The organism is Nitratireductor luteus (assembly GCF_026162365.1).
In the GTDB taxonomy this organism is placed as follows: Bacteria; Pseudomonadota; Alphaproteobacteria; order Rhizobiales; family Rhizobiaceae; genus Chelativorans; species Chelativorans luteus.
Genome location: NZ_JAOANW010000027.1, coordinates 1 through 24,481, shown reverse-complemented (window position 1 = coordinate 24,481; position 24,481 = coordinate 1). Strand labels below are relative to the sequence as shown.

The following is a 24,481-nucleotide window of genomic DNA, read 5'->3' as shown; positions in this document are numbered from 1 at the left end:
GGACGCTCAAAAGATGGGACTGCCTCATTCTCCTGATCCTATGCTGGGAGGGCAATGCGCCGATCCCGTAGAGAAGCAAGGGCCTGCGAAAGACGTCGATGCCGGGCATATGGAAAGGCTCGAAGCGCTTGACCTGAACACGCCGAATAGAGAAGGGTTGGCGGCAAAATTTCTACCTATCGTAAACGTTGAAAGCGCCGGCGGACACGATTGCTCGGACCGAGGGCAGCGGGCACTGTCCCGGGACCGCGATTGCACCCGGACGCTACAGTATTTGCAGTCAGGTGGAATCACCTGATGTCCGAAGATGAAGCGCATGCGTCGTCATGCGCGCAGAAACGCCGAGAATCGCTGCCGGTACCGCGCCGGCGTCACACCGACGGTCCTCTTGAAGATGCGGCGGAAGAAGACGGGATCGGCATAGCCTATGGCGAGCGCGATCGAGTCCGTTGGCTCGGCCGTCGTCTCCAGCATTTGCTTGGCCTCCTCGATACGCATCGCCTGGACATATTCGACGGGGCCATAACCGGTCGCCTTGCGAAAACGTCTCGAAAAGGTGCGCTCCGGCAGGCCCGCCGCTTCAGCCATCCGGCCAACGGGGTTCGGAGCCGAATAATTGTCTGCGATCCATAGCTGCGCAGCGGCGACTGCGCCGTCCTCGTGCTGGCGGGGGCGTGCCATGGCCGCAAAGGGCAGTTGGCCATCGCTTTTGTCGCCAAGCAAAAAAATCTTGGACATACGGCGTGCCTCCAGGCTGCCGCTGAAGCGCGCGATGAGGTAAAGCCCCAGCTCCGCCCAGGTTGAAGCACCTCCGGCACTGACGATGCGATGCTCGGGCCCGGCCGGACAGAGTATGCGTTCTGGGCGCAACCGTACCTGCGGGTAGTGATCGCGGAAGACCGGAGCCGCCGACCAATGGGTCGTCGCCTCGATCCCGTTCAAAAGCCCGGCTTCGGCCAGGAAGAGCGAGCCCGAACAGATCGAGCATACGACCGCGCCTGCCGCATATGCCCGCCTTGCCCAGGCGGCTTCCTCCGTCCAGAGTCCGCGCGTGTCGCCATCGAGCCTGAAAGCCAGGTCGGCAACAATGACGATATCAGGTTGCGCCATGTCCTCAAGAGCAGCTTCCACGGCGATCGAAGGGCCCGCCGGCGAGGCGACGGCCAGCCCATCGCGTGAAACCAGCCGCGGCGAGAAACGGCAAGACGCTGCCTCCGGCTCGCCGGTAACATGCGCCCAGCCACGCCCCGCCATGCCCAGCAATTCGTGCAGGCTGTAGAGGGCGCCAGGATAGGATTCCGGCAGGGTCAGCAGGCCAACGGAAAGGATCGGCTTCTTTTCGTGCATGGGGCCAAGATGTCCGAAATGCCTCCGGCCGTCCACGGCCTGTTGGCCGATATGCCCTCTTTTGGACCGAAATGGCTCTCGCGAGACGGTCTAAATACGGTCTATCGGGATCCTTGCCGAAACAAGGAGGATCTGAAACTATGAATATCACCCAAAAGCAATTTATGGACACCAGCAAGGCGGAAGCCTTTGCGGAGAAAGTCGGCGGCATGCTCGATGCCGGCGCCGCAGCCACCATAATGTCGGTAGGCCACCGGCTCGGTCTCTTCGACGTGCTGGCGGGCCGCGCCCCTTCGACGAGCACCGAGATCGCGGCGGCGGCGGATCTGGCCGAGCGCTACGTTCGGGAATGGCTGGCGGCCATGACGACGGCCGGCGTAATCGAATACCAGCCTGACGGTCAGCGTTATCACCTGCCCGCCGAGAACGCTGCGTGCCTGACCCGCGACGCGCCGCTCGGCAATCTTGCCGTCTACGCGCAGCATATCGGCCTCTTCGGCAAGGTCGAGGACCGGACGATCCGCTGTTTCGAGACTGGTGAAGGGACGACCTATGAAGACTATCCCTGTTTCCACCAGATCATGGCGGAGGACAGCGGCCAGACGGTGACGGCACAGCTGTTCGACCACATTCTCCCGCTCGCTCCCGGCCTCGATGCCCGGCTCGAAGCCGGCATCGATGTCCTCGACGCCGGCTGCGGTCGTGGCTCGGCGCTCATCGCGATGGCGAAGCGCTACCCGCGAAGCCGCTTCGTCGGTTACGATCTGTGCGAGGATGCCATCGCCCACGCCAAGAAGGCCGCGCGTGCGGAGGGGCTGGATAACGTCGTCTTCGAGACACGTGATCTCACCGGCTATGCCGAGCCGCTGCGCTGGGACCTGATCACCAGCTTCGACGCAGTGCATGACCAGAAGGATCCTCTGGGTCTGGTGACGGGCTTGTGCGCCTCGCTGAGACATGGCGGCGTCTACCTGATGCAGGATATCGGTGGATCGGCGTATCTCGAGAACAATCTCGATTTCCCGATGGCCACCTTTCTGTATACCGCGTCGCTGGTCCACTGCACGCCGGTCTCGATCGGCCAGGGCGGGCCCGGACTGGGGACGATGTGGGGATGGGAGACCGCCGAGCGCTTCCTCCATGAAGCCGGTTTTGCTTCCATTGAACGGCATGTGCTGCCGCACGACCCGATGAACGTCTGGTTCGTGGCGCGTGTCTGAGGGAGGCAAAGCTCCGCGCTCATCTGTCCCTGCAGGTGAGGCTTGGGGAAGGGGGACGCCGTCCCCCTATTCCCCGCTCTGAACGGGCCGTTCCAGCCTGAACCGGAAAATCACTCCCACTCGATCGTTCCCGGCGGCTTCGACGTCACGTCGTAGACGACGCGGTTTATGCCCCTCACCTCGTTTATGATGCGGGTTGCGGCACGGCCAAGGAACTCCATGTCGTAATGGTAAAAGTCCGCGGTCATGCCATCGACTGAGGTCACCGCGCGCAGGGCGCAGACGAATTCGTAGGTGCGGCCATCGCCCATCACGCCGACGGTCTGCACCGGAAGGAGCACGGCAAATGCCTGCCAGATGGCGTCGTAGAGGCCGGCCTTGCGGATTTCGTCCAGATAGATCGCGTCGGCGGCGCGCAGGATATCGAGCTTTTCCCGGGTAACACCGCCGGGGCAGCGTATGGCAAGGCCGGGACCCGGAAAGGGGTGCCGACCAATGAAATGGTCGGGCAGGCCCAGTTCCTTGCCAAGTACGCGCACCTCGTCCTTGAAAAGTTCACGCAGCGGCTCGACCAGGCTCATGTTCATCCGCTCGGGCAGGCCGCCCACATTGTGGTGCGATTTGATGGTGACGGAGGGGCCGCCGGTGAACGAGACGCTCTCGATCACGTCGGGATAGAGCGTGCCCTGCACCAGGAAATCGGCCGTTTCTCCGTCCTTGGCCAGCTTTTTGGCTTCTTCCTCAAAGACTTCGATGAACAGGCGGCCAATGGTCTTGCGCTTCTTCTCCGGGTCCGGCTCGCCTTCCAGGGCGTCGATGAACTTGTCGGAGGCATCGACCACGATCAGCGGCACGTTGTAGTGCTGGCGGAACATCTCCACCACTTCGGCCGCTTCGTTTTTACGCATGAGACCGTGGTCGACGAGAATGCATGTGAGCTGCTCGCCGATGGCTTCATGCGTCAAAAGGGCCGCGACGGAGGAATCGACGCCACCGGAAAGCGCGCAGATGACCTTGCCGCCGCCCACCTGGCTGCGGATCGCGTCGATCGCCTGTTCGCGATAGGCCGCCATGGTCCAGTCGCCCTTGAGCCCGGCGATCTTGTGCACGAAGTTGGAGAGAAGCTTTGCGCCGTCGGGGGTGTGCACCACCTCGGGGTGGAACTGCAGGCCGTAATATCTGCGCTTCTCGTCGGCAATCGCCGCGAAGGGTGCGCCGGACGAGGTGCCCACGACCTCGAAGCCCGGCGGCAGCGCGGTCACGCGGTCGCCGTGGCTCATCCAGACCTGGTGGCGGGTGCCGGTGGCCCAGACGCCGTCGAAAAGGGCGCAATCCTTGGCGATCTCGAGAAAGGCACGGCCGAATTCGCGATGGTCGCTGCCTTCGACCTTGCCGCCGAGCTGGGCGCACATGGTCTGTTCGCCGTAGCATATGCCGAGCACCGGGAGGCCGCTGTCATATATGGCCTGGGGTGCGCGCGGGCTGCCGACATCGACCGTCGAGGCGGGGCTGCCGGACAGGATGACCGCCTTGGGCTTGAGGCGGTGGAATGCCTCTTCTGCCAGATGGAAGGGCGCGATCTCGGAATAGACTCCAGCCTCGCGCACACGCCGCGCAATGAGCTGCGTGACCTGGCTGCCGAAATCGATGATCAGAACAGTATCGGGGTGGGTAATCGTCGTCATGGCGAGGCTTTAGAGAAAGAAACGAGTCGGCGCAACGGGCTGGCGGGAAGTTTCGCAGCGAATCTGCACACGCAGCTCTTCGAGCAGCAGCGAAGGCCGCTTCCGGCAATTCCCCACTGCCCCCTAGATCACACCCTCGGCGACCGCCTCCGCGAGCTTGTCGACGGCGGCGGCCAGCTTTCCATCGATGACTTCAAGATATTCCGTCCAGTCGTCAACGTGCCGTAGCTCCGCTGCCCCGTCGGAGATGCCGCGCAGCGCGACGAGCGGGACGTCGAAACGCTGGCAGGCGCGCAGCACGGCGAAGGTCTCCATGTCTACCATGTCGGCGGCGATGGCGTCATAGGCGGCACCGCTGACGATGTTCGCGCCGGTGGACAGGCTTGCCTCCGGAACGCCGGGAACGCGCAGCGGCAGCGGCACGGTTGCCGGCAGGTCGAGAAACGGCGTCGCCCCCTTTTCGAAGCCCAGCGGCGAGGCGTCCATGTCGCGATAGGATACCGAGACCGCCTGATAGACCTCGGTCTGCTCGAGCGTGCGGCTGCCGGCGGAGCCCAGCGAAACGACGAGGCCGGGCAAGCCACCCTCCCCTGCGAGCCGGGCAAGCGCCGCGGTCACGGCGACGGCGGCCTCGACCGGGCCGACGCCCGTCATCAGCGGCGTGAAGCGCTGTTTCAGATGCGGGCCATACTCGGGCTCGGCCGCCATCGCAAACAGGATGTCCCGGCCGCCGAGCGGCGTGATCGGCACGCTCCCGCTCATCCTTCGATGCCCTGGCGGCCGACCACCGTCATCATGGTGCCGGTCATTGTGGCGATCATCTTGGCTTCGCCCTCCCCGTCATAGGCATAGGCCTGGCCATCGGCGACGATGATCGTGCGGCCCGGCTTGGTCACCGTGCCGCGGAACAGGAAGCGCTCGCCCCTGCCCGGCGCCAGCAAATTGACCTTGAACTCGATCGTCAGCACCCCGGCGTCGGCCGGCATGAGCGAATAGGCGGCGTAGCCGCAGGCCGAGTCCAGCGCCATGGAGATGGCGCCCGCGTGCAGAAAGCCATGCTGCTGGGTGAAGGTCTCGTTATAGGGCATTTCTATCTCGACCACGCCCGGCGTGACCTGGGTCAGGGTCGCGCCAAGGGCGGACATCGCCTTCTGGCGTGCGAAGCTCGCCCGCACGCGGGCCTCGAAGTCGGGTTCGGCAATGGGTCTGGCTGCCATGTCAGGTACCGGTTGTGCGCAGTGTTACCTGCTTATGGCAAATCGTAGATTGCCGGGCAATCACGCAATTTCACCCGAAGGTAAAGGCTCCGGCGCGGGAACACCAACCGGTTCTAATCCCGGCGGAATGCCGCGAAATAGAACCCGTCCGTGCCGGACGTCGCTGGCGTCAGCGCGATGCCTTTTTGGGTGGCGACGAGTGCCCAGCCCGTATGTTCGGGAAAGCGGTCACGCCAGACGGCCTCGTGGTCCACAGGCCTGAAGCCCGGCATGCGCCGGACAAACGCGTCGGCCTGTTGGCTGTTCTCCTCCAGGAAGATCGAACACGTCACATAGGCCAGCCTTCCGCCCGGCTTGACGAATTTGGCGGCCGCGTCGAGGATCGCCACCTGCTCGGCCAGCCTCGCCTCCAATTGCTGAGGGGTGAGCCGCCATTTGGCGTCGGGCCTGCGCCGCCATGTGCCCGAGCCGGTGCAGGGGGCATCGACCAGAACCAGATCCATCTGGCCCTCCAGCGGCTCCAGCGCTGCCTCTTCGGCAACCACCTGGACATTGCGGCAGGCCGCGCGCTTGAGGCGGTCGAAAATGGGGCTGAGCCGCTTGCGGTCGGCATCGAAGGCGTGGATCTGGCCGCGATTTTCCATCGCGGCCGCCATTGCCAGCGTCTTGCCGCCCGCGCCCGCGCAAAAATCCAGCACCTGCATGCCGGGCCTTGCCCCGCCCAATTCGGCAACGATCTGCGAGCCTTCGTCCTGCACCTCGAACCAGCCCTTCTGGAAGGCCGGCTCGGTCTGCACATTGGGATGGCGGCCATTGCCGGCAATCGGCGGCACGCGCATGCCGTCGGGCGCGATGGGAGAAGGCTCCGCCCCGGCGCGCCGCAGCGCGTTGAGCACCTTGCCACGCTCCGCCTTCAGGCGGTTTACCCGCATATCCAGCGGCGGCCGTGCGGCGAGCGCGGCGCATTCGCCGGCCCAGGCCTCGCCGAAGGCGGCCTTCACCATCGGCAGGCACCATTCGGGCACGTCGGCCGCGATTTCGGCCGGCATCGGCTGCGAAAGGCGGGCAGCAGAAATCTCCAATTCCTCGGCATCCAGCAGCGGCGGCGCAAAATTGTCGCCTTCGAGCGCGGCATTGACCTCGTCCGGCGTCAGGGCGTTCTCCAGTATATAGGCACCGAAGACGATGGCGCGTGGCGTATCCTGGCCGAACAGCCACGCAGCCGACCGCCGCCGCCGCAGCGCGTCGTAGACGAAATTGCCGATCGCCGCGCGGTCGCCGGCGCCGGCGAACCGGTGCGACAGCCCCCAGTCCCGCATGGCGTCCGCCGCGGGCCTGTGTCTGGTTTCGATGTCCTGAATGATTTCGATGGCTGCTGCCAGCCGTCCGCCGAGGCGCATATACAATACCTGTCGTGTTCGGATGCCCGTCGTGAGGGTTAGCTAGACCGGCAGGCACGCCGTGGCAAGCACGGATAATCGTGGAAAGCACCAAGGGGCGCGGATTGCTCCGCGCCCCTTGGCATCGTGGAGAGTTGCGAGCGGCCGCTCTCTATTCGGCCGCCGTCTGCGGTGTTCTGTTTGAAACCGGAAGCGCATTGGCTTCGTAGCCGTGCTGTTCCTTGAGCGCCCGGCGGACGCCGTCTCCGTAGTCGGCGTGCACCTTGTCGAAATGGGCAAGCTGACGCTCGATAATTTCGCCCGGAACGCCGGCCATGGCCGCCGCGATGTTATTGCACAGCCGGTTCTTCTGGCCCTCGTCGAACAGGTTGAAGAGAGCGCGCGGCTGGGAATAGTCGTCGTTGCCGACGCGGTGGTTGTAGCGGTCGGCATCGCCGGAAATCCGCAATGGCGGTTCCTTGGCAGCCGGCTGCTCCACCGGGCCGCCGAACGAATTCGGCTCGTAATATGCGTCCGGATGCCCGGTCTTGATGCCGCCGAAAGTGTTCATCTGTCCGTCGCGATGATAGTGCGCGACCTCCACTTTCGGGCGATTGACCGGGATGGTTTCGTAGTGCGTGCCAAGCCGGTGCCGATGGGCATCGGCATAGGAAAAGATGCGCGCCTGCAGCATCTTGTCGGGCGAGAACGAGATGCCTGGCACGACATTCGACGGCGAGAACGCGGCGTTCTCGATCTCGGTAAAATAGTTGTCCGGGTTGCGGTTCAGCTCCATCACGCCGATGTCGATGGGCGGATAGTCGCCGTGCGGCCAGACCTTGGTGAGGTCGAAGGGGTTGTAGGGCGTCTTCTCCGCGTCCAGCTCCGGCATGATCTGGACTTGCACCTTCCATCTCGGGAAGTCGCCTTTCTCAAGGGCGTTGAACAGATCTTCCTGGGTGGACTCACGGGTTTTGCCGACGACCTTTTCGGCCTCCTCGTTGGTCCAGTGCTTGTGGCCCTGCATGGTCTTGAAGTGGAACTTCACCCAGTAGCGCTCGCTGGCGTCGTTCCACAGCGAGAATGTATGGGAACCGTAGCCATTGATATGGCGCACGTCCGTGGGCAGTCCGCGGTCGGACATCAGGATCGTCACCTGATGAAGGCTTTCCGGCGACAGCGACCAGAAGTCCCACATCGCCGTCGGCGAGCGCAGATTGGTCCTGGGATGGCGCTTCTGGGTGTGGATGAAATCCGGGAATTTCACCGGATCGCGGACGAAAAAGACCGGCGTGTTGTTGCCGACGAGGTCCCAATTGCCATCCTCGGTGTAGAACTTGAGAGCGAAACCGCGCACGTCGCGCTCGGCGTCAGCCGCGCCCTGTTCGCCGGCAACGGTCGAGAAGCGCGCCAGCATGGGAGTCTCGGCGCCGGGCTGCAGCACTTTGGCCTTCGTGTATCTGGAAATGTCCCCGGTGATTTTGAGGGTACCGTATGCGCCCCAACCCTTGGCATGAACCGGGCGCTCGGGAATGCGCTCGCGATTCTGGTGCGCCAGCTTCTCGATGAGCTGATAGTCCTGCAGAAGAACGGGGCCCCGCTCGCCGGCGGTAATAGAATTCTGGTTGTCTGGAACCGGGGCGCCCCCGGATGTGGTCAGTGTCGGTTTGTCGGCCATGTGTTCGCTCCTCGCTCGGGCGGACGGCTGTTCGCCAGTTCCACCATTATCTCTCACCGCTGGGTGCCAGGACGGAGCCTGGAAGAATTCCAATGTACCGGAGCACCTCGATAATTTCCAATTGCGTTTGATATTCAGTTTGATAGTTTTTTCTTATGTTGCGATTGACGATCAGACAGATGCAATATTTCGAAGGGTTGGCCCAGGCGCTTCATTTCGGGCGCGCGGCGGCGGCGATGGGCGTCACCCAGCCCGCGCTTTCCGCACAGATCGCGGAGATGGAATCCCAACTCGGCCTCCAGCTTTTCGAGCGCGGGGGCGGCAGGGTGCGGCTGACCGAGGAGGCGCTGGCGCTCAAGCCTCGCATTGAGCGCATACTTGCCGAGGTGCAGGATCTGGAATCGTTTGCCCGGCGCGAGCGCAAGGTTCTCGAAGGGCGTTTTCGGCTGGGCGTGATCCCCACAATTGCGCCGTACCTGTTGCCGGAATTGCTGCCTCGTCTGAAACAGGGCTTTCCCGATCTGCAACTCGAAATCAGGGAGGCCGTTACCGGCGCGCTTCTCGAGGAAACCAACAATGGACGGCTCGACGGGATGATAGCCGCCGACCCCGTCGCGGAACCTCAGCTGTCATACCGGCCGCTGTTCGACGACCCTTTCCATCTGGCGGTTCCCGAAGCCGAGGCGGAGCGCATCGCCCCGCCCGTGGCGCAGGAAAGCATGGCGCTCGAACGGCTGATGCTGCTGGAAGACGGCCACTGCATGCGCGGTCAGGCACTGGCAATCTGCGGCATGGTCAAACCCATAACCATGGAAAGTTTCGGCGCGACCAGCCTGACGACACTGCTGCAAATGGTGTCGCACGGGATGGGCGTGACGCTCATCCCGGAGATGGCGCGCAAGGCGGCAAGCCTCCTGCCGGGGGTGCGCATCCTGCCTTTCGCAGCCCCTGCCCCCTCGCGGACCATCAGCCTCGCCTGGCGCAAGACCAATCCGCGGCAGGCGGATTTCGCCGCCCTTTGCGAGATCGTGAAAGAAGCCAATCGGGCGATCATTTGAGCGGCGGCTGCCCTTTATAAGAGCCCCAGCGCCAGCACCAGCCACATCAGGCCCAATGCCAGAAAGCCAAGGATAAAGGCGGGCTGGCGGTAGCGGATGCGGTTGGATGTCACATGGATATAGCTGTGGACGTAGCGCGAAAGGGTGAAAACCCAGGCCAGCGCAACGGCGACGAACCCGACATTGCCGGTGAGAAACAGCGCCAGACAGCCAATGTGAAACAGAATGGGCAACTCGAACTGATTGTTGAGATTGTTCCGCACAAAGAGGCTCTCGGGCGGCTCGACCTGGTTTTCACGGAACTGGGAGGCCCTGGCGCTACCGGCGGCGATCGCCTTCTTGCGGCGCACAGAGATCAGTACATAGATGCCGAAAACCAGGAGGACGTGAAAGTTCATCGGCCAGAAGATCGCTGTCGGGTTCATATGCGTCATTATCCTCTCGTATCGCATTCCAGCATTGGCCTGAAAATCGGAATCGATTTTCGGATGGCACGATGGGTAGACTCAAAAAGTTAGAGCATCCTTTGTGGGCCCGAATCGACGACAAAAGATGCTCCAGTCACCGCAAAAGCCCATGGCGAAAGCGCCGGATCCACCAGCGCACAAGCAAACGTGCCGGCATCCTTCACTCTGCCAAACAGACCGGTTGCATTTCAAAAGAGACTCGCGGAAAAGGTGTATCGTTCAACATTTTCAAGCAAGGTCCCCTCATGAAAGCTTATACTGCGGAAGTATTCGGCACATTTTGCCTGGTGTTTTTCGGATGCGCGAGCGTGGTTACCGGGGGATATGGCGGACTGCTTCCCGCCGGTGGCGTCGGCATTTCACTGGCATTCGGCATCGCCGTCATCGCCATGGCCTATGCGATCGGGCCGGTTTCCGGCGCGCATCTCAACCCGGCCGTCACACTCGGCGCCTTCCTTGCCGGGCGCCTGCCTGCCAAGGACGTCGCGCCCTACATGGTCGCGCAGATCATTGGCGGCATCATCGGGGCGGCCGTCCTGTGGGTCATTGCGAGCGGCGGCGCGACCGGCGCACCGGCAAATCTTGCCGCCAACGGCTGGGACGCGGCGGTAGGCTATTCGATGGCTTCCGCCTTGATCGCCGAAGCGGTCGCGACCTTCATCTTCGTCACCGTCATTCTCAGCGTCACGTCAAAGAAGCATGAAACGGCCCTGGCCGGGCTGGTGATCGGCCTGACGCTGACCGTGATCCACCTGTGCCTGATCCCGATCACCGGCACTTCCGTGAACCCGGCGCGCTCCATCGGGCCTGCATTGTTTTCAGGCGAGGCGGCGATCAGCCAGCTCTGGCTCTTCATCCTCGCACCGCTGGTCGGCGCTGCAATCGCCGGGCTGGTCGCCAAGGCGGGCATCTTCGAGAGGAACTGACGCCTTCCTTACCCAACACCGGAAAAGGGCCTGCGGCCCTTTTTCTATGCCTGAACCGCCTCACCCGCTGCCGGGGTAATTGGGGCTTTCGCGGGTGATCGTCACGTCATGCGGGTGGCTTTCGCGAAGGCCTGCGCCGGAGATGCGCACGAAGGTCGCCTTCTCCTGGAACTCGGGAAGGCTAGCCGCGCCGACATAGCCCATAGCCGCCTTGAGGCCACCGGTGAGCTGATGGAGGACGCCGGAGGCCGGCCCCTTGTAGGGAACCTGGCCTTCGATGCCTTCCGGCACCAGTTTCAGCGTGTCGCGGACCTCGGCCTGGAAATAGCGGTCGGCGGAGCCGCGCGCCATGGCGCCCACCGAGCCCATGCCGCGATAGGCTTTGAACGAGCGGCCCTGGTAGAGATAGACTTCGCCTGGGCTTTCGTCGGTGCCGGCGAGCAGCGAGCCCACCATGGCCGCGGTTGCGCCGGCGGCCAGCGCCTTGGCAAGATCGCCCGAATATTTGATGCCGCCGTCGGCGATGACGGAAATGCCTTCCTTGTGCGCGGCTTCCGCCGCCGCCATGATCGCGGCAAGCTGCGGCACACCGACCCCCGCCACCACACGCGTGGTGCAGATCGACCCCGGCCCGATACCGATCTTGACGCCGTCCGCGCCAGCATCGATGAGTGCCTTCGTTCCATCGCCCGTCGCCACATTGCCGGCAATGATGCGCACGGCGTTGGAGAGTTTCTTGGCGCGGGCGACCGCGTCGAGCACGCGCTGGGAGTGGCCGTGCGCGGTGTCGATCACCAGAAGGTCCACGCCGGCCTCGATCAGGCGTTCGGCGCGTTCGAACCCGTCATCGCCGACGCTGGTGGCGGCCGCAACGCGCAGCCGCCCTTGAGCATCCTTGGCGGCATGCGGGTTGAGCTGCGACTTCTCGATATCCTTGACGGTGATGAGACCGACGCAGTTTCCACCGCTGTCGACGACCAGAAGTTTCTCGATGCGGTTTTGATGCAGGAGCCGCTTCGCTTCGTCCTGGCTGACCCCTTCCTTGACCGTGATCAGGTTCTCATGCGTCATCAACTCCCGGACCGGCTGGGAAGGATCGGACGCGAACCGCACGTCGCGGTTGGTCAGGATGCCGACGAGCCGGCCGATCGTGTGGCCGCCCGAACCGCCGTTCTCGACAACCGGGATACCGGAAATGCGGTGCCCGTCCATCAGCGCATGGGCATCGGCGAGTGTGGCTTCCGGGCCGATGGTGACGGGATTGACCACCATGCCGGACTCGAATTTCTTGACCTGGCGCACTTCTTCGGCCTGCTCGGCGGGCGAAAGATTGCGGTGGATAACACCGATACCGCCGGCCTGGGCCATGGCAATCGCCAACCGGGATTCGGTGACCGTGTCCATGGCGGCCGACAATATCGGGATGTTGAGATCGATGTCGCCGGCTATGCGGGTCCGCACATCGGTCTGCCCCGGCATCACCTCCGAATGGCCCGGCTGCAGCAGGACGTCGTCGAAGGTAAGCGCTTCTGCGCCGGTTGCTGATTGTATGATCTTCGCCATGGCCGACCCTTGAAAAATGGTGGAACGCAGCGCCCCCTTCCCTATGTGCGGAACGGGCCTGCTTCGCAATGATTCCCTTTCAGGATTGGCGCTGGCTGGTACCACGTCAGCGGGGCAATGAAAAGCCTCGCTCTTCTTCGAAAATGCGGACCAGCACCAAACGGTCCTTGCCTCTGCCACTCGCCCGGGCCTATCCAGCCGTGATAGCAAGCAGCGCATTCATCGGACATTGCCAAAAGAAGATCAGGCCCCAGACCTTGAACCGGACCCTTCCGCTGATATTGGCCGTCGCTCTTTTCATGGAGCAGATGGATTCAACCGTGATCGCCACGTCGCTACCGGCGATCGCTGCGGATATCGGTACGAATCCCATATCGCTCAAACTGGCGCTGACCACCTATCTGGTCGCGCTCGCCATCTTCATACCGGTCAGCGGCTGGATGGCGGACCGGTTCGGCGCGAAGCGTGTGTTCCGGATCGCCATCGGCGTATTCGTGCTGGGCTCCATCGCCTGCGCGCTCTCGAACTCCCTTCTGGCATTCGTGCTCGCCCGCTTCCTGCAGGGCATGGGCGGGGCGATGATGACGCCTATCGGCCGTCTGGTGCTGGTGCGCGCCACGCCCAAGGACAAGCTGGTCTCGGCCATGGCGTGGCTAACGGTGCCCGCCCTTGTCGGCCCTGTCGCGGGACCGCCGCTCGGCGGCTTCATCACCACCTATTTCTCCTGGCACTGGATCTTCCTGATCAACGTGCCGATAGGGCTTGCCGGCATCGTGATGGCGGGCCGTGTCCTACCGGAATTCGAGGGCGAGGAGCGCGCCAAGCTGGACTGGACCGGATTCGCGCTTTCGGGACTGGCGGCTTCGGGCATCGTGTTCGGCCTTTCGGTCATCAGCCTGCCCGCGCTGCCGCCGGCAGTGGGCATTGCGACGGTGATCGTCGGCGTCTCATCCGCCTGGCTGTACCATCGGCATGCCCGCGCCTGCCCGCGACCTATCCTCGACCTCACCCTGTTTTCGAACCAGGCCTTTCGCGCGGCAATCGTAGGGGCCTCGCTGTTCCGAATAGGCGTGGGGGCCGTTCCCTTTCTGCTCCCGCTGATGTTCCAGCTTATCTTCGGGCTGACGCCTTTTCAGTCCGGCCTGCTGACCTTCGCCTCGGCGCTCGGTGCGATCGCCATGAAATTCATCGCCAGCACCACCCTGCGGGCGGTGGGGTTCAGGCTGGTGCTTATCGTCTCGGCGCTGATGGGGGGCGGCCTGATCGCGGTCAACGCGCTCTTCAGGCCCGACACGCCGCACCTGGTGATCATTGCGGTTCTCGTTGCCGCCGGCTTCCTGCGCTCGCTCTTCTTCACATCGGCGAATGCCCTCGTCTTCGCCGAGATCGGCGACCGGGAGGCCAGCCAGGCCGCGACAATCTCCGCCGCCATGCAGCAGATCAGCATCGCGATGGGCGTTGCCGTTGGCGGCGGCGTGCTGGAGGCCAGCAGCTATCTTTCCGGAAATACGCTCGGTATCGACGCCTTCGTCAACGCCTTCGTGATCGTGGCACTGATCACGCTGCTGGCAGCCGTTCCCTATTTCTCGCTGCCGCCGGACACCGGCAACGCGGTCTCAGGTCACCGACGGGCAGCGTTGGCCACAGCCGCCAGCAAGGCTCAGGCGGCCGAATAGATCGCTCTATCTCCTTGTGCGGATGTCAGCGGAAGATTGCATCTGAAACGGGGCCGGATTCACACTGCCCGGTGCACTCGAAGTACTTCTGGAGCACCAGCAGCGATATCAGTTCCTCGCGCTCCGTATCCGTGAAAGGCGCCACATGGGCATGGGCATTGGCGATGATTTCCAACGCTTCCTCCGGATGACGTTCGAAATGATCGACCTTTTCCCGAAGGTCGCTCAGATCCTCGCGCAGTTCGACATAGTGATGGCCGGGAACCAGCGCGCCTTCCATGAACCATGTCTCGTAGCGGGGCCGCGGCATGAGGCACAGAGCGTTCGACGCCATTACCCATTTGAGGTTCGTCGCAACGTCATTGCCTTCCAGCGAGACGATATAGCGGTTTTCAAGCTGCTGCCTGATGGTGAGAGGCTGTTTTGGCCCGATGCCTTCGAAGCGCTCGCCCACATGGCCGATGTCGAACCGGCGGTCTGCCGCGTAGAGCCTGACCAGCCGTCTTCTCGCATCGTTGTTGAGCGCCCCGCGCCAGACTGCCCGGGGCACCTTTTCCTCGAATGGAACCGTGTCGCGCGGCCAGCGGAAATGGCGCAGCCTGTCGAGCTTCATCAGAACGGAGTTTTCGTTGGGAGTAGCCACCGGTCTGCTTTTCACGACCGAGGGAACGGGTGGGACCGTCGTGATGTCCCCAAATTCATAGGCCAGGCGCAGCGTTTGGTCGAAGGCCAGGGAAAACTGTCTCAGATCGTAGTAATAATAGCTCTTTTTCCGCGAAATCCGGCTGAGATTCGGCGCATCCGCGATGGAAACCGGCTCCGACAGCTTGTTGTAGTAGTTGACCCGCTCGACGATACCGGCATCCACTGCGCCGTTGAAAAGTTCGGCGAACCGCCTATGCCGCCTCGCTCTCCAGTAGGCGTGTGGAAGCATCTCGCGGCTGACGGCGCTCGCGTAATAGGCCACCCGTCGCGCCGGGCTTTGCAGGCGTCGCCACATTATCGAACTCTCCGCTGAATCACCAGCTCGGCACGGCGCTTCGCTGAATGGTCATGCCGATCTACTCCCTTGATGGAGCATGTTCCTTTTCCGAAAACCGGTGTCCACGCTCTACTCGCCATCCCCTGTGCCGGAAAGACCGTCAGCGGGCCTGCCCTTGAACCCCTTAGCCAGAAGGTAGAGTTCGACGGATTCGCCTCGCGAGGCCGGCGGCTTGACGTGATGCACCGATTTGAAGCTGCGCTTGAGCTGATCGAGAAGCGCGGTCTCGGCGCCGCCCTGGAAGGCTTTCGCCAGGAAATGCCCGCCGGGCTTCAGCACGGAGATGGCGAAATCCGCGGCTGTTTCGCACAGATGCATGGTGCGGATATGATCCGTTCGACGGTGGCCGGTGGTCGGCGCCGCCATGTCGGACAAGACCACATCCGGCGCGCCGCCCAGCGCGTCCACCAGGCGGGCGGGGGCATCGTCATCCAGAAAATCCATCTGGAGAATAGCCGCGCCGGGCACCGGATCCATCTCCAGATAATCGATGCCGACTACACTCGGCCGGGCAGGGTCGGACTTCACGCGCTCGGCGGCGACCTGGCACCAGCCGCCGGGCGCGGCGCCCAGATCGATCACTTTCATGCCGGGCGCCAGCAGATGATGCTTGTCGTCGATCTCCGACAGCTTGTAAGCCGCCCGCGACCGCATGCCTTCGGCCTGGGCGCGGTGCACATAGGGATCGTTGAGATGCCGCTCCAGCCAGCGGCGGGAGGAGTTCTTGAGGCCGCGCTTCTTCTTCACGCGGGTCTTCAGCGCGCGCGCGCCCGACCCCGGTTTCGCATCCTTTTTCATGCCTGCCGCCGCTTCCCGCGGCGCCACACGCCGTCACGGGCCATCATTTCGTTGAGCATGCCTTCGCGCAGGCCGCGGTCGGCGACGCGCAGGCGTTCGGAAGGCCAATGGCGACGGATCGCCTCCAGGATGGCGCAGCCGGCAAGCACGAGATCGGCCCGCTCCTCGCCGATGCACGGATTGGCCCTGCGCTGATCGAAATCCCAGGAAAGCAGCGTCGCGATCATGCTGTCGACGTGCTCGCGCTCCATCCACAGCCCGTCCACCCGGCGGCGGTCGTAGCGCGCCAGGCCCAAATGAACGCCGGCGAGCGTCGTCACCGTTCCCGACGTGCCCAGAAGGTGAAAACGCTGCCCCGCGGCCAGATGCGCGAGTTGCCCTCTGCCATCGAAGCGCTCCAGCATCTCGGTCACCGCGACGATCATGCTCTCGAAACTGTCGGGCGTGACGTGGCGGCCGCCGAATCGTTCGGCCAGCGAGACCACGCCGACCGGAAGGGATGTCCAGGAAACGATATGGTCGGCCAGTCGAGGCGTGCGATGACGGGACAGATCTATGAGCGCGATCTCCGACGAGCCGCCGCCAATGTCGAACAGCACGAGGCCGTCGGTTTCGCGCGTGACCAGCGAACTACAGCCCGAAACGGCCAGCCGCGCCTCCGTCTGACGGTCGATGATCTCGAGATCGAGGCCAGTTTCGCGGCGGACGCGCTCGATGAAGATTTGGCCATTGTCCGCGGCGCGACAGGCTTCCGTCGCGATCATTCGCAAGCCGTCGAGCTGCCTGCCCTCCAGCTTCGAGGCACAGACGCCAAGCGCTTCCACGGCCCTGTCCATGGCCGCATCCGACAGGCGGCCCGAGCCGGAAAGCCCCTCGCCCAGCCGCACGATGCGCGAAAACGCATCGACGACGCGAAACCGCCCCGGCCTACCGGGCGTGGCGACGAGCAGCCGACAGTTGTTTGTGCCGAGATCCAGCGCCGCATAGAGCGCCTCGCCTTCGCGCTCGCGCGGCCTGACACGGGGCCGGTCGTGGGGAAGACGCGCAGCATAGGCGCGTTCATGGTGGACGGCGGCCTCGTCCGGCTGACGGATAGATGGAGCCCCTTCTGCAACGGGCGCCTCCGGGCCCGCCGCATCGCGCACAAAAAAGCGCCGTCCGCGCTTCCTGCGGCGCTTACGTTTGCGCCCGGGAGCCGCATCCGCGGTGCCTGCTCCCTTGCCGCCGGCCATCCCGGTCGCCGCGCCCGCTGCCGCACATGTCTCTCCACCCCGCCGCGCGCCGTCTCGTGGCGCTTCGCCTATCAGGGCTGGAGCACAATCACGGACAAGCGCCGCGACCGGTGGCGCGTCACATTCCTCGTGGTCGTCCACCGCTGTTCCTTCCGCGCCGCGGGCGCCGCCAAAGGCGCACCTGCCGACACTTCATTTCGCTCGTTATGGCGAGATTAGCAGCGACGGGCCGAATGACCAAGAGCACGAGGCAGAAATACCTCGCTGTACCCGTTGGGCATAGCCCGGGGTCGAAGCCAAAGGGATTGAAGGCAATGGCGGGGTTGACTATTCTGCCCGCATCGATAAATACCAACCCATCCTGCACTAGCGGCCCCGCCGCGAGAGCGGATCTGCTGGGGAATAGGTTAACGGTAGACCCACGGACTCTGACTCCGTTAGTCCTGGTTCGAATCCAGGTTCCCCAGCCAATTTCTTGTTTCTTTTCAATGATTTAGCGTGAATTTTCCCGTGCCGGGAACACCCCCACACGGCACCCCCACAACGGGCGCGCAATGTCGAAAGACCTGTGCCGGGAAGGCAACCAGTTCCTGTTTCAGAGACGCTTTCCGGGCAGGCGCGGGCCGCTTTTCCAGGCATACCAGTATGTCCGACGAGTGCCGTCGGCCAGCATCTTTGTCTTGCTGTTGAAGCCTTTAAGACGAATTCGCATGCCGCTCCAGCCATCGTCCGGCAGCTTTCGCGCCTTTGACCGCGCGCCGGACATCGATCTGCTTGAACGGAACTTTAGCCATCAGTGGACCTGCCTTCCTGGGGAGCATGGTACCTGTTCCGCCCCCAAGGGCGTCGTGGCGACCTGATCCTCCGTCCTATGCCGGATGCAGCGTATGACCTCACCGTTCAGCGAAGAGGCGCGGCGCCTTGCTTCGGCTTCTATGAAAGCCCGGGCGCGTCTGCCATTCGGTTCTCCTGCAAGACCCATCTCGTCTCCCATCTAATCTCCAGTTGTGTGCGGGATGGAGGGAAACGGCAGATGAGGCAGGAATCCAAGCGCGATATTGATCCTGCCGGTCGGGAGATTTTGCTCCCGTTTCGAGCTTTCGAATAGCCGATTCACCGAGTGCGAATGCCTCTCCAGGCGGATCAGTCTCGCAGCGTTCCACGAAACCGGGGCAAGGCCACGCATTCTTTCAAGGATGGAAGAACTACGGTTCTTTCTTCGCCTTCGACAGGCTTGGGATCAGGCTGGCAAGCTCCATAGGGAAGGGGAAGACGATGGTCGAACTCTTTTCGCTTGCAATCACGTTGAGCGAACTCAGATAGCGAAGCTGCATCGCCTGCGGCTCGCGCGACAGGATTTCTGCCGCCTCTACGAGCTTCTGCGCGGCCTGTTGTTCGCCCTCGGCATTGATGACCTTGGCGCGCCGTTCGCGCTCGGCCTCGGCCTGGCGCGCAATCGCCCGGATCATCGATTCGTTGACGTCGACATGCTTGATCTCGACATTGGCGACCTTGATGCCCCAGGCGTCGGTCTGCTTGTCGAGAATCTCCTGGATGTCAGCATTGAGCTTGTCGCGCTCGGCCAACATCTCGTCGAGATCATGCTTCCCGAGTACCGAACGCAGCGTCGTCTGCGCAAGCTCGCTGGTGGCCTGCATGAAGTTTTCGACTTCAATGGTTGCGTTTTCAGGATCTATGACGCGGAAGTAAATTACGGCATTGACACTGACCGATACGTTGTCCCGGCTAATCACGTCCTGACTTGGAACGTCAAGAACCAGCATGCGCAAATCCACGCGCACCATCTGCTGAACGAAGGGAACGAGCAGGATCAGGCCAGGCCCCTTAGTGCCAGTGAAGCGGCCGAGCGTGAAGACTACGCCGCGCTCGTATTCGCGCAGAATCTTGACCGCCGAGCCGAGAATCGCCAGCAGGATGGCGATGAGTACGATATAGAAGATGAGGTCGCCGAACATATCCATGAGCTTTCTCCCTTGCGGCTTTCGACAGCGGCGCGGCCTCTATGTCCGCTCCTGGGACGACATAGGGACTGCGGATATCTTGAGCGTGAGGCCGTCGATATCCTCGATCCGGACCGTCTGACCGGCAACCATCGGCGTATCGGAAACGGCCTTCCAGCGTTCACCGTGGGTAAGCACGTAGCCTGTGGTTCCGTTCCAGCTCAGAATCTCGCCGGTGGCGCCGATCATCTGCTCCCTGCCGCTCACCACCTTGCCGCGCTGCGAGGTCAGGGCAAGCCGTGCGACCAGCAGCGACATGAGGAGGCTGGCGACGGCGACGGCGCCCAGCATCGGCCACGACACCTCGAGGCCCGGCGTGTCGGTGTCGAACAGAAACGCCGCACCCAGCACGAAGGCGATGGCGCCGCCAATGCCAAGCACGCCAAAGGAAGGCGAGACGACCTCGGCGACCAGCAGTGCCGCGCCCAGAATGACAAGCCCCACGCCCGCATAGGTAACCGGCAGAACGGCCAACGCGTAGAGTCCCATCAGGAGGCTGATGCCGCCGATCGTTCCCGGCACGAGCGCACCGGGATTCATGAATTCCAGGATCAACCCGTAAATGCCCACCATCATAAAGATCAGCGCGACATTGGGATTGGTGATGACGGTCAGGAGGCGCGTGAGCCAGTCCGGCTCCATCTCCTCGACCGCAAGACGGTCCGTATCCAGCACGATATCAGCCTGACCGACCCGCACCGACATGCCATCGGCCTTGGCCAGAACGTCTTCGATGTTCGCGGCAGTGAAGTCGATCACGTTCTTCCGCGCCGCCTCCGTCGCGGTGAGGCTCGCCGCTTCGCGGACAGCCTGTTCTGCCCACTCCACGTTGCGGTCGCGCAACTCGGCAAGTCCCCGAATATAGGCGACCGCGTCGTTGATCGCTTTTGCCTCGCTGGCGTTGGTGGGTGCGGACGGCTGGTCGGTGTTCTCGCCATCATCCTGCTCGTCCTGTCCGCCACCGAACGGCAATCCCCCGCCACCGACGGCCACCGGCGTGGCCGCGCCGAGGTTAGTGCCGGGAACCATCGCCGCCACGTGGCTTGCATAAAGGATGTATGTGCCCGCGCTTGCCGCGCGCGCGCCGGAAGGCGACACGAAGCTTGCAACCGGAACCGGAGAAGCAAGGATTTCGCGGATGATCTCGCGCATGGAAGTGTCAAGCCCGCCTGGCGTGTCGATTCTCAAGACAACAATGGCGGCTTCACGCTCGCCCGCCTGCTGAATGCCACGAACGATATAGTCGGCCGTCGCCGGACCAACCACGCCCTCCAGCGTCAGCACGACAGCGGCCCTGCCATCCTGTGCGGAGGTCGACAGACCAAAGGCACCGGCCAACACCAGCAGCGCCGCCACTGAGGCACGCATGAACCCGACGCGGCTCCACCATCGGCAAGCAGCTTTTACCTCTTTCTCCATAAGCTAATTATATATGTATCGCGATGTCGCGAAGATAAGGGTGGCCCTACCCCCGACGCCAAGGCCTCCCGGATGGGAACAATATAAAAGCACACACCATCGCCTGCATCCCGGACGATGAAGCGGCCCTACGGACGGCAGAAACGCTTCGACAGCTTCGATCTTGATGAACTCTCACATCTGGCCGCTCAGCCCGCTGGCTCCAGCGATTCCGGTTTCGAATCCCGCGATTAGGGAAGTGCTCAACTTCGAAACAGGTGAGTTCATCGAGACTGAAACTTATATCTCTGGATTGCGCTATGAGGAGTTGATCTCGGCGGGGACCAGCGGCAATGGCTGATTGAGCGGTGGCCAAGGGAAACCAAGGTCGCGCCGTTCGGCGACCGAGGCGGTTACGGCCTGCCGCCAATCGCCTTTCGGGACGAAGCCGAGCACCCGTTCTGCTCGAGTGATGGGCGTGTTCCAGTCTTCCGAGACACGCACCAGGGAGCGAGTGAGAAAGGGGGTCCGGGTTGGAAGAGCCTCCATGAGGCGACCAAAAACGTAGCCGGACCAATAGGGTGCCGGGGCAAGTGGCAGCGGGATCCCGGCCTCGCGGGCGATATGGGTGAAGACCTCGCGCATGGTGGGCAGCGCGCCTGAGTGGATGTTGAAATTGTCGTAGGCCGCCACTCCCTCGACTGTTGCGGCGAGCGCAAAGGCTTCGCCCATGTCTTCGGCCGTGGCCAAGGGCATCCGGGCGCGGCCTCCGCCAATCCAGGGCACCATCCGCGTCTTGAGGCGGGGGATGATCGCCGGGACGAGGCCAAGCGAATTGCCCCTCCCCACGAAATGGCCGAGGCGCATTTGGACCATGCGGATCCTGTCGCTCGCCAGCGCGCGCATGCGCTCATCAATGTCGATGAGCATGTCGAGATGCGGCCAGAAACCCGATTTCGACGGCCGTGCGTCGTCCGGAACGGGCTTTCCGCCCGAGGGCGGTGCGGATACGGCCACGGTCGAGGCAAGAAGGAAACGCTTCACCCCCGCCTCAACGGCCTTGCCGACAAGGTCGAGCGCGGGTTCGAGAAAGAGCCGCCGTTCAGCCCCCGCATGACCCCAGAACGCGCCCCATGTGCCCGCGTGGCAAATGGCATCGACCCCCTCGACCAAAGCCAGGCGGTAATCCGGATCGGTCAAATCGCCGACGCGACTTTCGCCTGAAAAGTCTGGCGGAAGGCGCTGCGGGTCCCGGCAGGCAGCGATGACCTTCGTGCCGCGTTCACGAAATGCCGCAAGGATCCCCCTGCCGAGAAACCCCGTGGCCCCGGTCACAAGAACTGTGCGGATACCAGGGTCGAGGGGACGCTGCATGTGAGTCATCTCAATGCTCCAGGGGGCTCGGGTAGGCTGGCAAGACGGGAGATGCCGGCTTGGAGTCGGTCTACCGTTTCGATCACGAACGACATGTCGCCTGTGGCGTGGGCCATCATCGCGGCGCCTTCGAGGGCGACAAGCATCGCACGCCCCTCGCGGTGGGCCTCGTCGGGCCTCAATCCAAGCTCGGCATATTTCCGGCCCGCCCAGTGAGCGAGTTCGCCGAGAATGCCACCGGCGCGCGCGCCGGCTTCGCCCGGATGCTTGCGAAGCTGCGCGGTCAAACTACCGATCGGGCAGCCGCACTGAGCAAGCACCTGCGCGCTTTGCCGCGACACCTCGGTAAACTGGATCAATGCCTTCTCCGGGTCAACGAGCGAGTCCCAGGAGGCAATGCGGGCTTCCATCTGGCTGCTCAATCTGTCGACGACCGCCAAGACCACGTCATCGCGGGTCTTGAAGTGGTAGTAGAGCGATCCGATAGGCCTCTCGGCTTCCTCGGCCACGGTGGCAAGCGTGAGGCTTCCGACCCCGTCGCGATAGGCCACGGTCTGTGCCGCAGCGCGGAGCATTTCTCCCGTGTCGGATCTTCTGGACATGCTGCCTCCTTAACAAGTAAGCTTTCTTACTTAATTCACTCTGTCAAGCAACTGACGGCAAGAATCCGACCGAAGGGTAACCGGGGCAAATTTCCGGGCGATCAGGCTTGGGCGGCTTGCCGAATGAGATGCGGGAGCGGCGGAACCGGCTCTTGTGTGGGTATGCCGATCCGGTCGCCGAGATAGCGGAAGAACGAGACGTCGAGTTTCATGCAGGTCTTCATCAGGCCGAGCAGGACGTCACGGGCCTCCCTGCCAGCGTCACTGACGGTTCCACCGGAGATCTTGCGCTTGATGACGCAGGTGCGGATGTCGTTTTCTGAGCCGTTTGTGTGGAGCGGGATCTCGGGACGGTCGAGAACGCGCAGCAGTTCGTGCTTGCGGCGATGCAGCCGGGCCAGCAGCCGGTCGAGCATGACGTAGCCGGTTCGTCGTTTGAACAGGCGCTCGAAGCGGGCGCGCAGGGCCGCCGCGCGGCGCCGACACGGGGCGCGTTGGTAGCTCTTCAGGTCGCGGTAGAGCCACCAGATCAACTGCCGCATGATATCAACGGCCTGGCGCTGGTCGGGCGTCATCGGCACCAATTTGTGCACGAGCCGCTCGCTATGCACCCAGCATAAAGCATGCTCGCCGATGCGGAACTGGCCGGCATCGTCGGACACGATCACGGTGTTGCCAAGGAAGCCGTGGTGGCGGATCGCCCCCCACATCGCCCTTCGGTGGCGATCTTGACCGGGTTCGGCTCAACCGCAAGCCGGTCAAGGCCCAGTGCCGCCAGATGGGCCCGCCAGGCGGCGCTGTCGGCAAAGGCCTTGTGCGGCGCCGCCGCCAGCTGCGCGATCACCGGTGCGCTCAGATTGCGGCCGCGCATGTAGGCCAGCGCCTGATCATTGATGATGTAATCGCCATGCCCGGCGCGCAGCGTCGCCAGGAACGCCTCGCGAGACTTCGATCGTCCGGTGCGGAACGCGGTGAAGCGGTCATCGCCGATCTGGGTGGTGTAGCCATCCTGGTTGCCGTGGCGCGCCGACGTATCATCGACGGTGATCCAGGGCGCCGTTGCCAGTCCGGCGCGCAGCACGTCACGGTCCTCCGCGACGAAGGCATCGAGCCCCTCCGAAATCAGCCGCACCACTTGACGCTTCGAAATGTCGACGCCGATCCCGGTGAGCATCGCCGTCAACCGTTCCGTCGTCACCTGACCCTGAATGTGGCAGGCCAGGATGAAGCGACGCAGGTTCGCCCCCCAGCCGCCAACAATCCCCGCCGGCAACGGCCCCACGAGCCTCTCGCCGCTCGGTGTCACCCAGCACTCGCGGCGATAGCGCACCACCTCGGCCGACAACACCAGATCGCGTACCAGGATCGTCTCATACCCTTTGAAGCGCGAGCCCGCAGGAGCGCTCACCGCAACCGTTACGTCGCGGCTCACGCGACCGCCGTCGCGCTTGGCGCCGCGCCGGCGGCGCTTGCCTTTACCAGATGACGGCTGCGTCGCGTTCTCCATGCCCGATGGCCTGGACGGCTTGACCGGGGGACGCGGCGGCAGGTTCTTCAGCCGGGCGATCTCGTCCTTCAGCGCCTGGTTCTCGGCGCGCAGAGCATGGTTCTCTACCTCAAGGCTCTCAACCCGCCCCTGAAGACCCTGCACCGAGCCGATCAGCGTCTCAACCAGCCCGCGCAGTTCCGCCAGCGACAAGCCTTCAAGAGAATCATTCGATAATAGAGCCACGCAAAGCGTGAATCACAAACGCGCTCGCATGCAAACCCCCATTGCCCGGAAATTTGCCCCGGTTAC

General features: G+C 63.4%; 23 protein-coding genes and 1 tRNA gene. 7 read left to right on the top strand and 17 right to left on the bottom strand.

The features are described from left to right. A partial coding sequence (locus N1058_RS23495; protein ID WP_265520011.1) for a hypothetical protein occupies positions 1 to 298 on the top strand: 298 nt, incomplete at its 5' end. A 26-nt stretch (positions 299 to 324) separates the two neighbouring features. Here the strand turns inward: N1058_RS23495 and N1058_RS23490 are convergent. Beyond that, complete coding sequence (locus N1058_RS23490; protein WP_265520010.1) at positions 325 to 1,347, bottom strand: GlxA family transcriptional regulator; 1,023 nt, start codon at positions 1,345 to 1,347, stop codon at positions 325 to 327. 140 nt (positions 1,348 to 1,487) lie between these two features. Between N1058_RS23490 and N1058_RS23485 the strand changes: the two genes are divergently transcribed. Beyond that, positions 1,488 to 2,567: a class I SAM-dependent methyltransferase gene (locus tag N1058_RS23485; RefSeq protein ID WP_265520009.1), complete on the top strand. Its 1,080-nt coding sequence runs from the start codon at positions 1,488 to 1,490 to the stop codon at positions 2,565 to 2,567. 110 nt (positions 2,568 to 2,677) lie between these two features. Here the strand turns inward: N1058_RS23485 and guaA are convergent, their stop codons facing one another. The 5 genes from guaA to katA all read right to left on the bottom strand — a co-directional run bounded on the left by guaA (position 2,678) and on the right by katA (position 8,526). Continuing rightward, positions 2,678 to 4,252 (bottom strand): glutamine-hydrolyzing GMP synthase, encoded by a 1,575-nt coding sequence (gene guaA / locus N1058_RS23480; protein WP_265520008.1) that lies wholly within the window; start codon positions 4,250 to 4,252, stop codon positions 2,678 to 2,680. A gap of 123 nt (positions 4,253 to 4,375) precedes the next feature. Further along, positions 4,376 to 5,014, bottom strand: coding sequence for a 5'-methylthioadenosine/S-adenosylhomocysteine nucleosidase (locus N1058_RS23475; RefSeq protein WP_265520007.1), 639 nt, complete (start codon positions 5,012 to 5,014; stop codon positions 4,376 to 4,378). After that, a complete protein-coding gene (locus N1058_RS23470; RefSeq protein WP_265520006.1) occupies positions 5,011 to 5,469 on the bottom strand; it encodes a PaaI family thioesterase in 459 nt (152 codons plus the stop codon). The genes N1058_RS23475 and N1058_RS23470 overlap by 4 nt, the downstream gene beginning before the upstream one ends. A 113-nt stretch (positions 5,470 to 5,582) precedes the next feature. After that, positions 5,583 to 6,869: an RsmB/NOP family class I SAM-dependent RNA methyltransferase gene (locus N1058_RS23465; RefSeq protein WP_265520005.1), complete on the bottom strand. Its 1,287-nt coding sequence runs from the start codon at positions 6,867 to 6,869 to the stop codon at positions 5,583 to 5,585. A gap of 151 nt (positions 6,870 to 7,020) precedes the next feature. Next, entirely contained in the window at positions 7,021 to 8,526 is a 1,506-nt protein-coding gene (gene katA, locus N1058_RS23460) for a catalase KatA (protein WP_265520004.1), read from the bottom strand. Positions 8,527 to 8,681: 155 nt separating this feature from the next. On the opposite strand from katA, the gene N1058_RS23455 reads away from it, so the two are divergent. Then, positions 8,682 to 9,584: a hydrogen peroxide-inducible genes activator gene (locus N1058_RS23455; RefSeq protein WP_265520003.1), complete on the top strand. Its 903-nt coding sequence runs from the start codon at positions 8,682 to 8,684 to the stop codon at positions 9,582 to 9,584. A 14-nt stretch (positions 9,585 to 9,598) separates the two neighbouring features. On the opposite strand, the gene N1058_RS23450 is transcribed toward N1058_RS23455, so the two are convergent. Next, the gene (locus tag N1058_RS23450; protein ID WP_265520013.1) at positions 9,599 to 10,009 is read right to left on the bottom strand and encodes an MAPEG family protein; all 411 of its coding nucleotides are present in this window, start codon (positions 10,007 to 10,009) and stop codon (positions 9,599 to 9,601) included. A 287-nt stretch (positions 10,010 to 10,296) separates the two neighbouring features. On the opposite strand from N1058_RS23450, the gene N1058_RS23445 reads away from it, so the two are divergent. Further along, complete coding sequence (locus tag N1058_RS23445) at positions 10,297 to 10,977, top strand: MIP family channel protein (RefSeq protein ID WP_265520002.1); 681 nt, start codon at positions 10,297 to 10,299, stop codon at positions 10,975 to 10,977. A 60-nt stretch (positions 10,978 to 11,037) separates the two neighbouring features. Here N1058_RS23445 and guaB read toward each other — a convergent pair whose 3' ends face one another. After that, the gene (gene guaB, locus N1058_RS23440) at positions 11,038 to 12,540 is read right to left on the bottom strand and encodes an IMP dehydrogenase (RefSeq protein ID WP_265520001.1); all 1,503 of its coding nucleotides are present in this window, start codon (positions 12,538 to 12,540) and stop codon (positions 11,038 to 11,040) included. A 257-nt stretch (positions 12,541 to 12,797) separates the two neighbouring features. Here guaB and N1058_RS23435 point away from each other — a divergent pair, with 257 nt between their 5' ends. Then, entirely contained in the window at positions 12,798 to 14,216 is a 1,419-nt protein-coding gene (locus tag N1058_RS23435) for an MFS transporter (RefSeq protein WP_265520000.1), read from the top strand. Positions 14,217 to 14,241: 25 nt separating this feature from the next. Here N1058_RS23435 and N1058_RS23430 read toward each other — a convergent pair whose 3' ends face one another. The 3 genes from N1058_RS23430 to N1058_RS23420 form a co-directional block, all read right to left on the bottom strand. Beyond that, positions 14,242 to 15,216 carry a glycosyl transferase family 90 gene (locus N1058_RS23430; protein WP_265519999.1) on the bottom strand — a complete coding sequence of 325 codons (975 nt, stop codon included), beginning with the start codon at positions 15,214 to 15,216 and terminating at the stop codon, positions 14,242 to 14,244. Between the two features lie 111 nt (positions 15,217 to 15,327). After that, positions 15,328 to 16,056, bottom strand: a complete 729-nt coding sequence (locus N1058_RS23425; protein ID WP_265519998.1) for an RlmE family RNA methyltransferase — start codon at positions 16,054 to 16,056, stop codon at positions 15,328 to 15,330. Next, positions 16,053 to 17,429, bottom strand: a complete 1,377-nt coding sequence (locus tag N1058_RS23420) for a Ppx/GppA phosphatase family protein (protein WP_420848039.1) — start codon at positions 17,427 to 17,429, stop codon at positions 16,053 to 16,055. Before N1058_RS23420 ends, N1058_RS23425 begins: the two co-directional genes overlap by 4 nt. Positions 17,430 to 17,684: 255 nt before the next feature. On the opposite strand from N1058_RS23420, the gene N1058_RS23415 reads away from it, so the two are divergent. Next, positions 17,685 to 17,758: transfer RNA gene (locus N1058_RS23415), tRNA-Gln, on the top strand. A gap of 84 nt (positions 17,759 to 17,842) precedes the next feature. Continuing rightward, the gene (locus N1058_RS23410) at positions 17,843 to 18,148 is read left to right on the top strand and encodes a hypothetical protein (RefSeq protein ID WP_265519997.1); all 306 of its coding nucleotides are present in this window, start codon (positions 17,843 to 17,845) and stop codon (positions 18,146 to 18,148) included. A 345-nt stretch (positions 18,149 to 18,493) separates the two neighbouring features. Here N1058_RS23410 and N1058_RS23405 read toward each other — a convergent pair whose 3' ends face one another. From N1058_RS23405 to N1058_RS23380, 6 genes are all read right to left on the bottom strand, one after another. Beyond that, complete coding sequence (locus N1058_RS23405) at positions 18,494 to 19,270, bottom strand: slipin family protein (RefSeq protein WP_265519996.1); 777 nt, start codon at positions 19,268 to 19,270, stop codon at positions 18,494 to 18,496. A 39-nt stretch (positions 19,271 to 19,309) separates the two neighbouring features. Then, positions 19,310 to 20,677: an NfeD family protein gene (locus tag N1058_RS23400; RefSeq protein WP_265519995.1), complete on the bottom strand. Its 1,368-nt coding sequence runs from the start codon at positions 20,675 to 20,677 to the stop codon at positions 19,310 to 19,312. A gap of 348 nt (positions 20,678 to 21,025) precedes the next feature. Beyond that, entirely contained in the window at positions 21,026 to 22,090 is a 1,065-nt protein-coding gene (locus N1058_RS23395) for an NAD-dependent epimerase/dehydratase family protein (RefSeq protein ID WP_265519994.1), read from the bottom strand. Then, positions 22,087 to 22,683, bottom strand: coding sequence for a TetR/AcrR family transcriptional regulator (locus N1058_RS23390; protein WP_265519993.1), 597 nt, complete (start codon positions 22,681 to 22,683; stop codon positions 22,087 to 22,089). The genes N1058_RS23395 and N1058_RS23390 overlap by 4 nt, the downstream gene beginning before the upstream one ends. Positions 22,684 to 22,784: 101 nt before the next feature. Further along, the gene (locus N1058_RS23385; RefSeq protein WP_265519992.1) at positions 22,785 to 23,393 is read right to left on the bottom strand and encodes an IS66 family transposase; all 609 of its coding nucleotides are present in this window, start codon (positions 23,391 to 23,393) and stop codon (positions 22,785 to 22,787) included. Further along, positions 23,348 to 24,382, bottom strand: coding sequence for an IS66 family transposase (locus N1058_RS23380; protein WP_265519991.1), 1,035 nt, complete (start codon positions 24,380 to 24,382; stop codon positions 23,348 to 23,350). The genes N1058_RS23385 and N1058_RS23380 overlap by 46 nt, the downstream gene beginning before the upstream one ends. Positions 24,383 to 24,481: the final 99 nt, after the last annotated feature.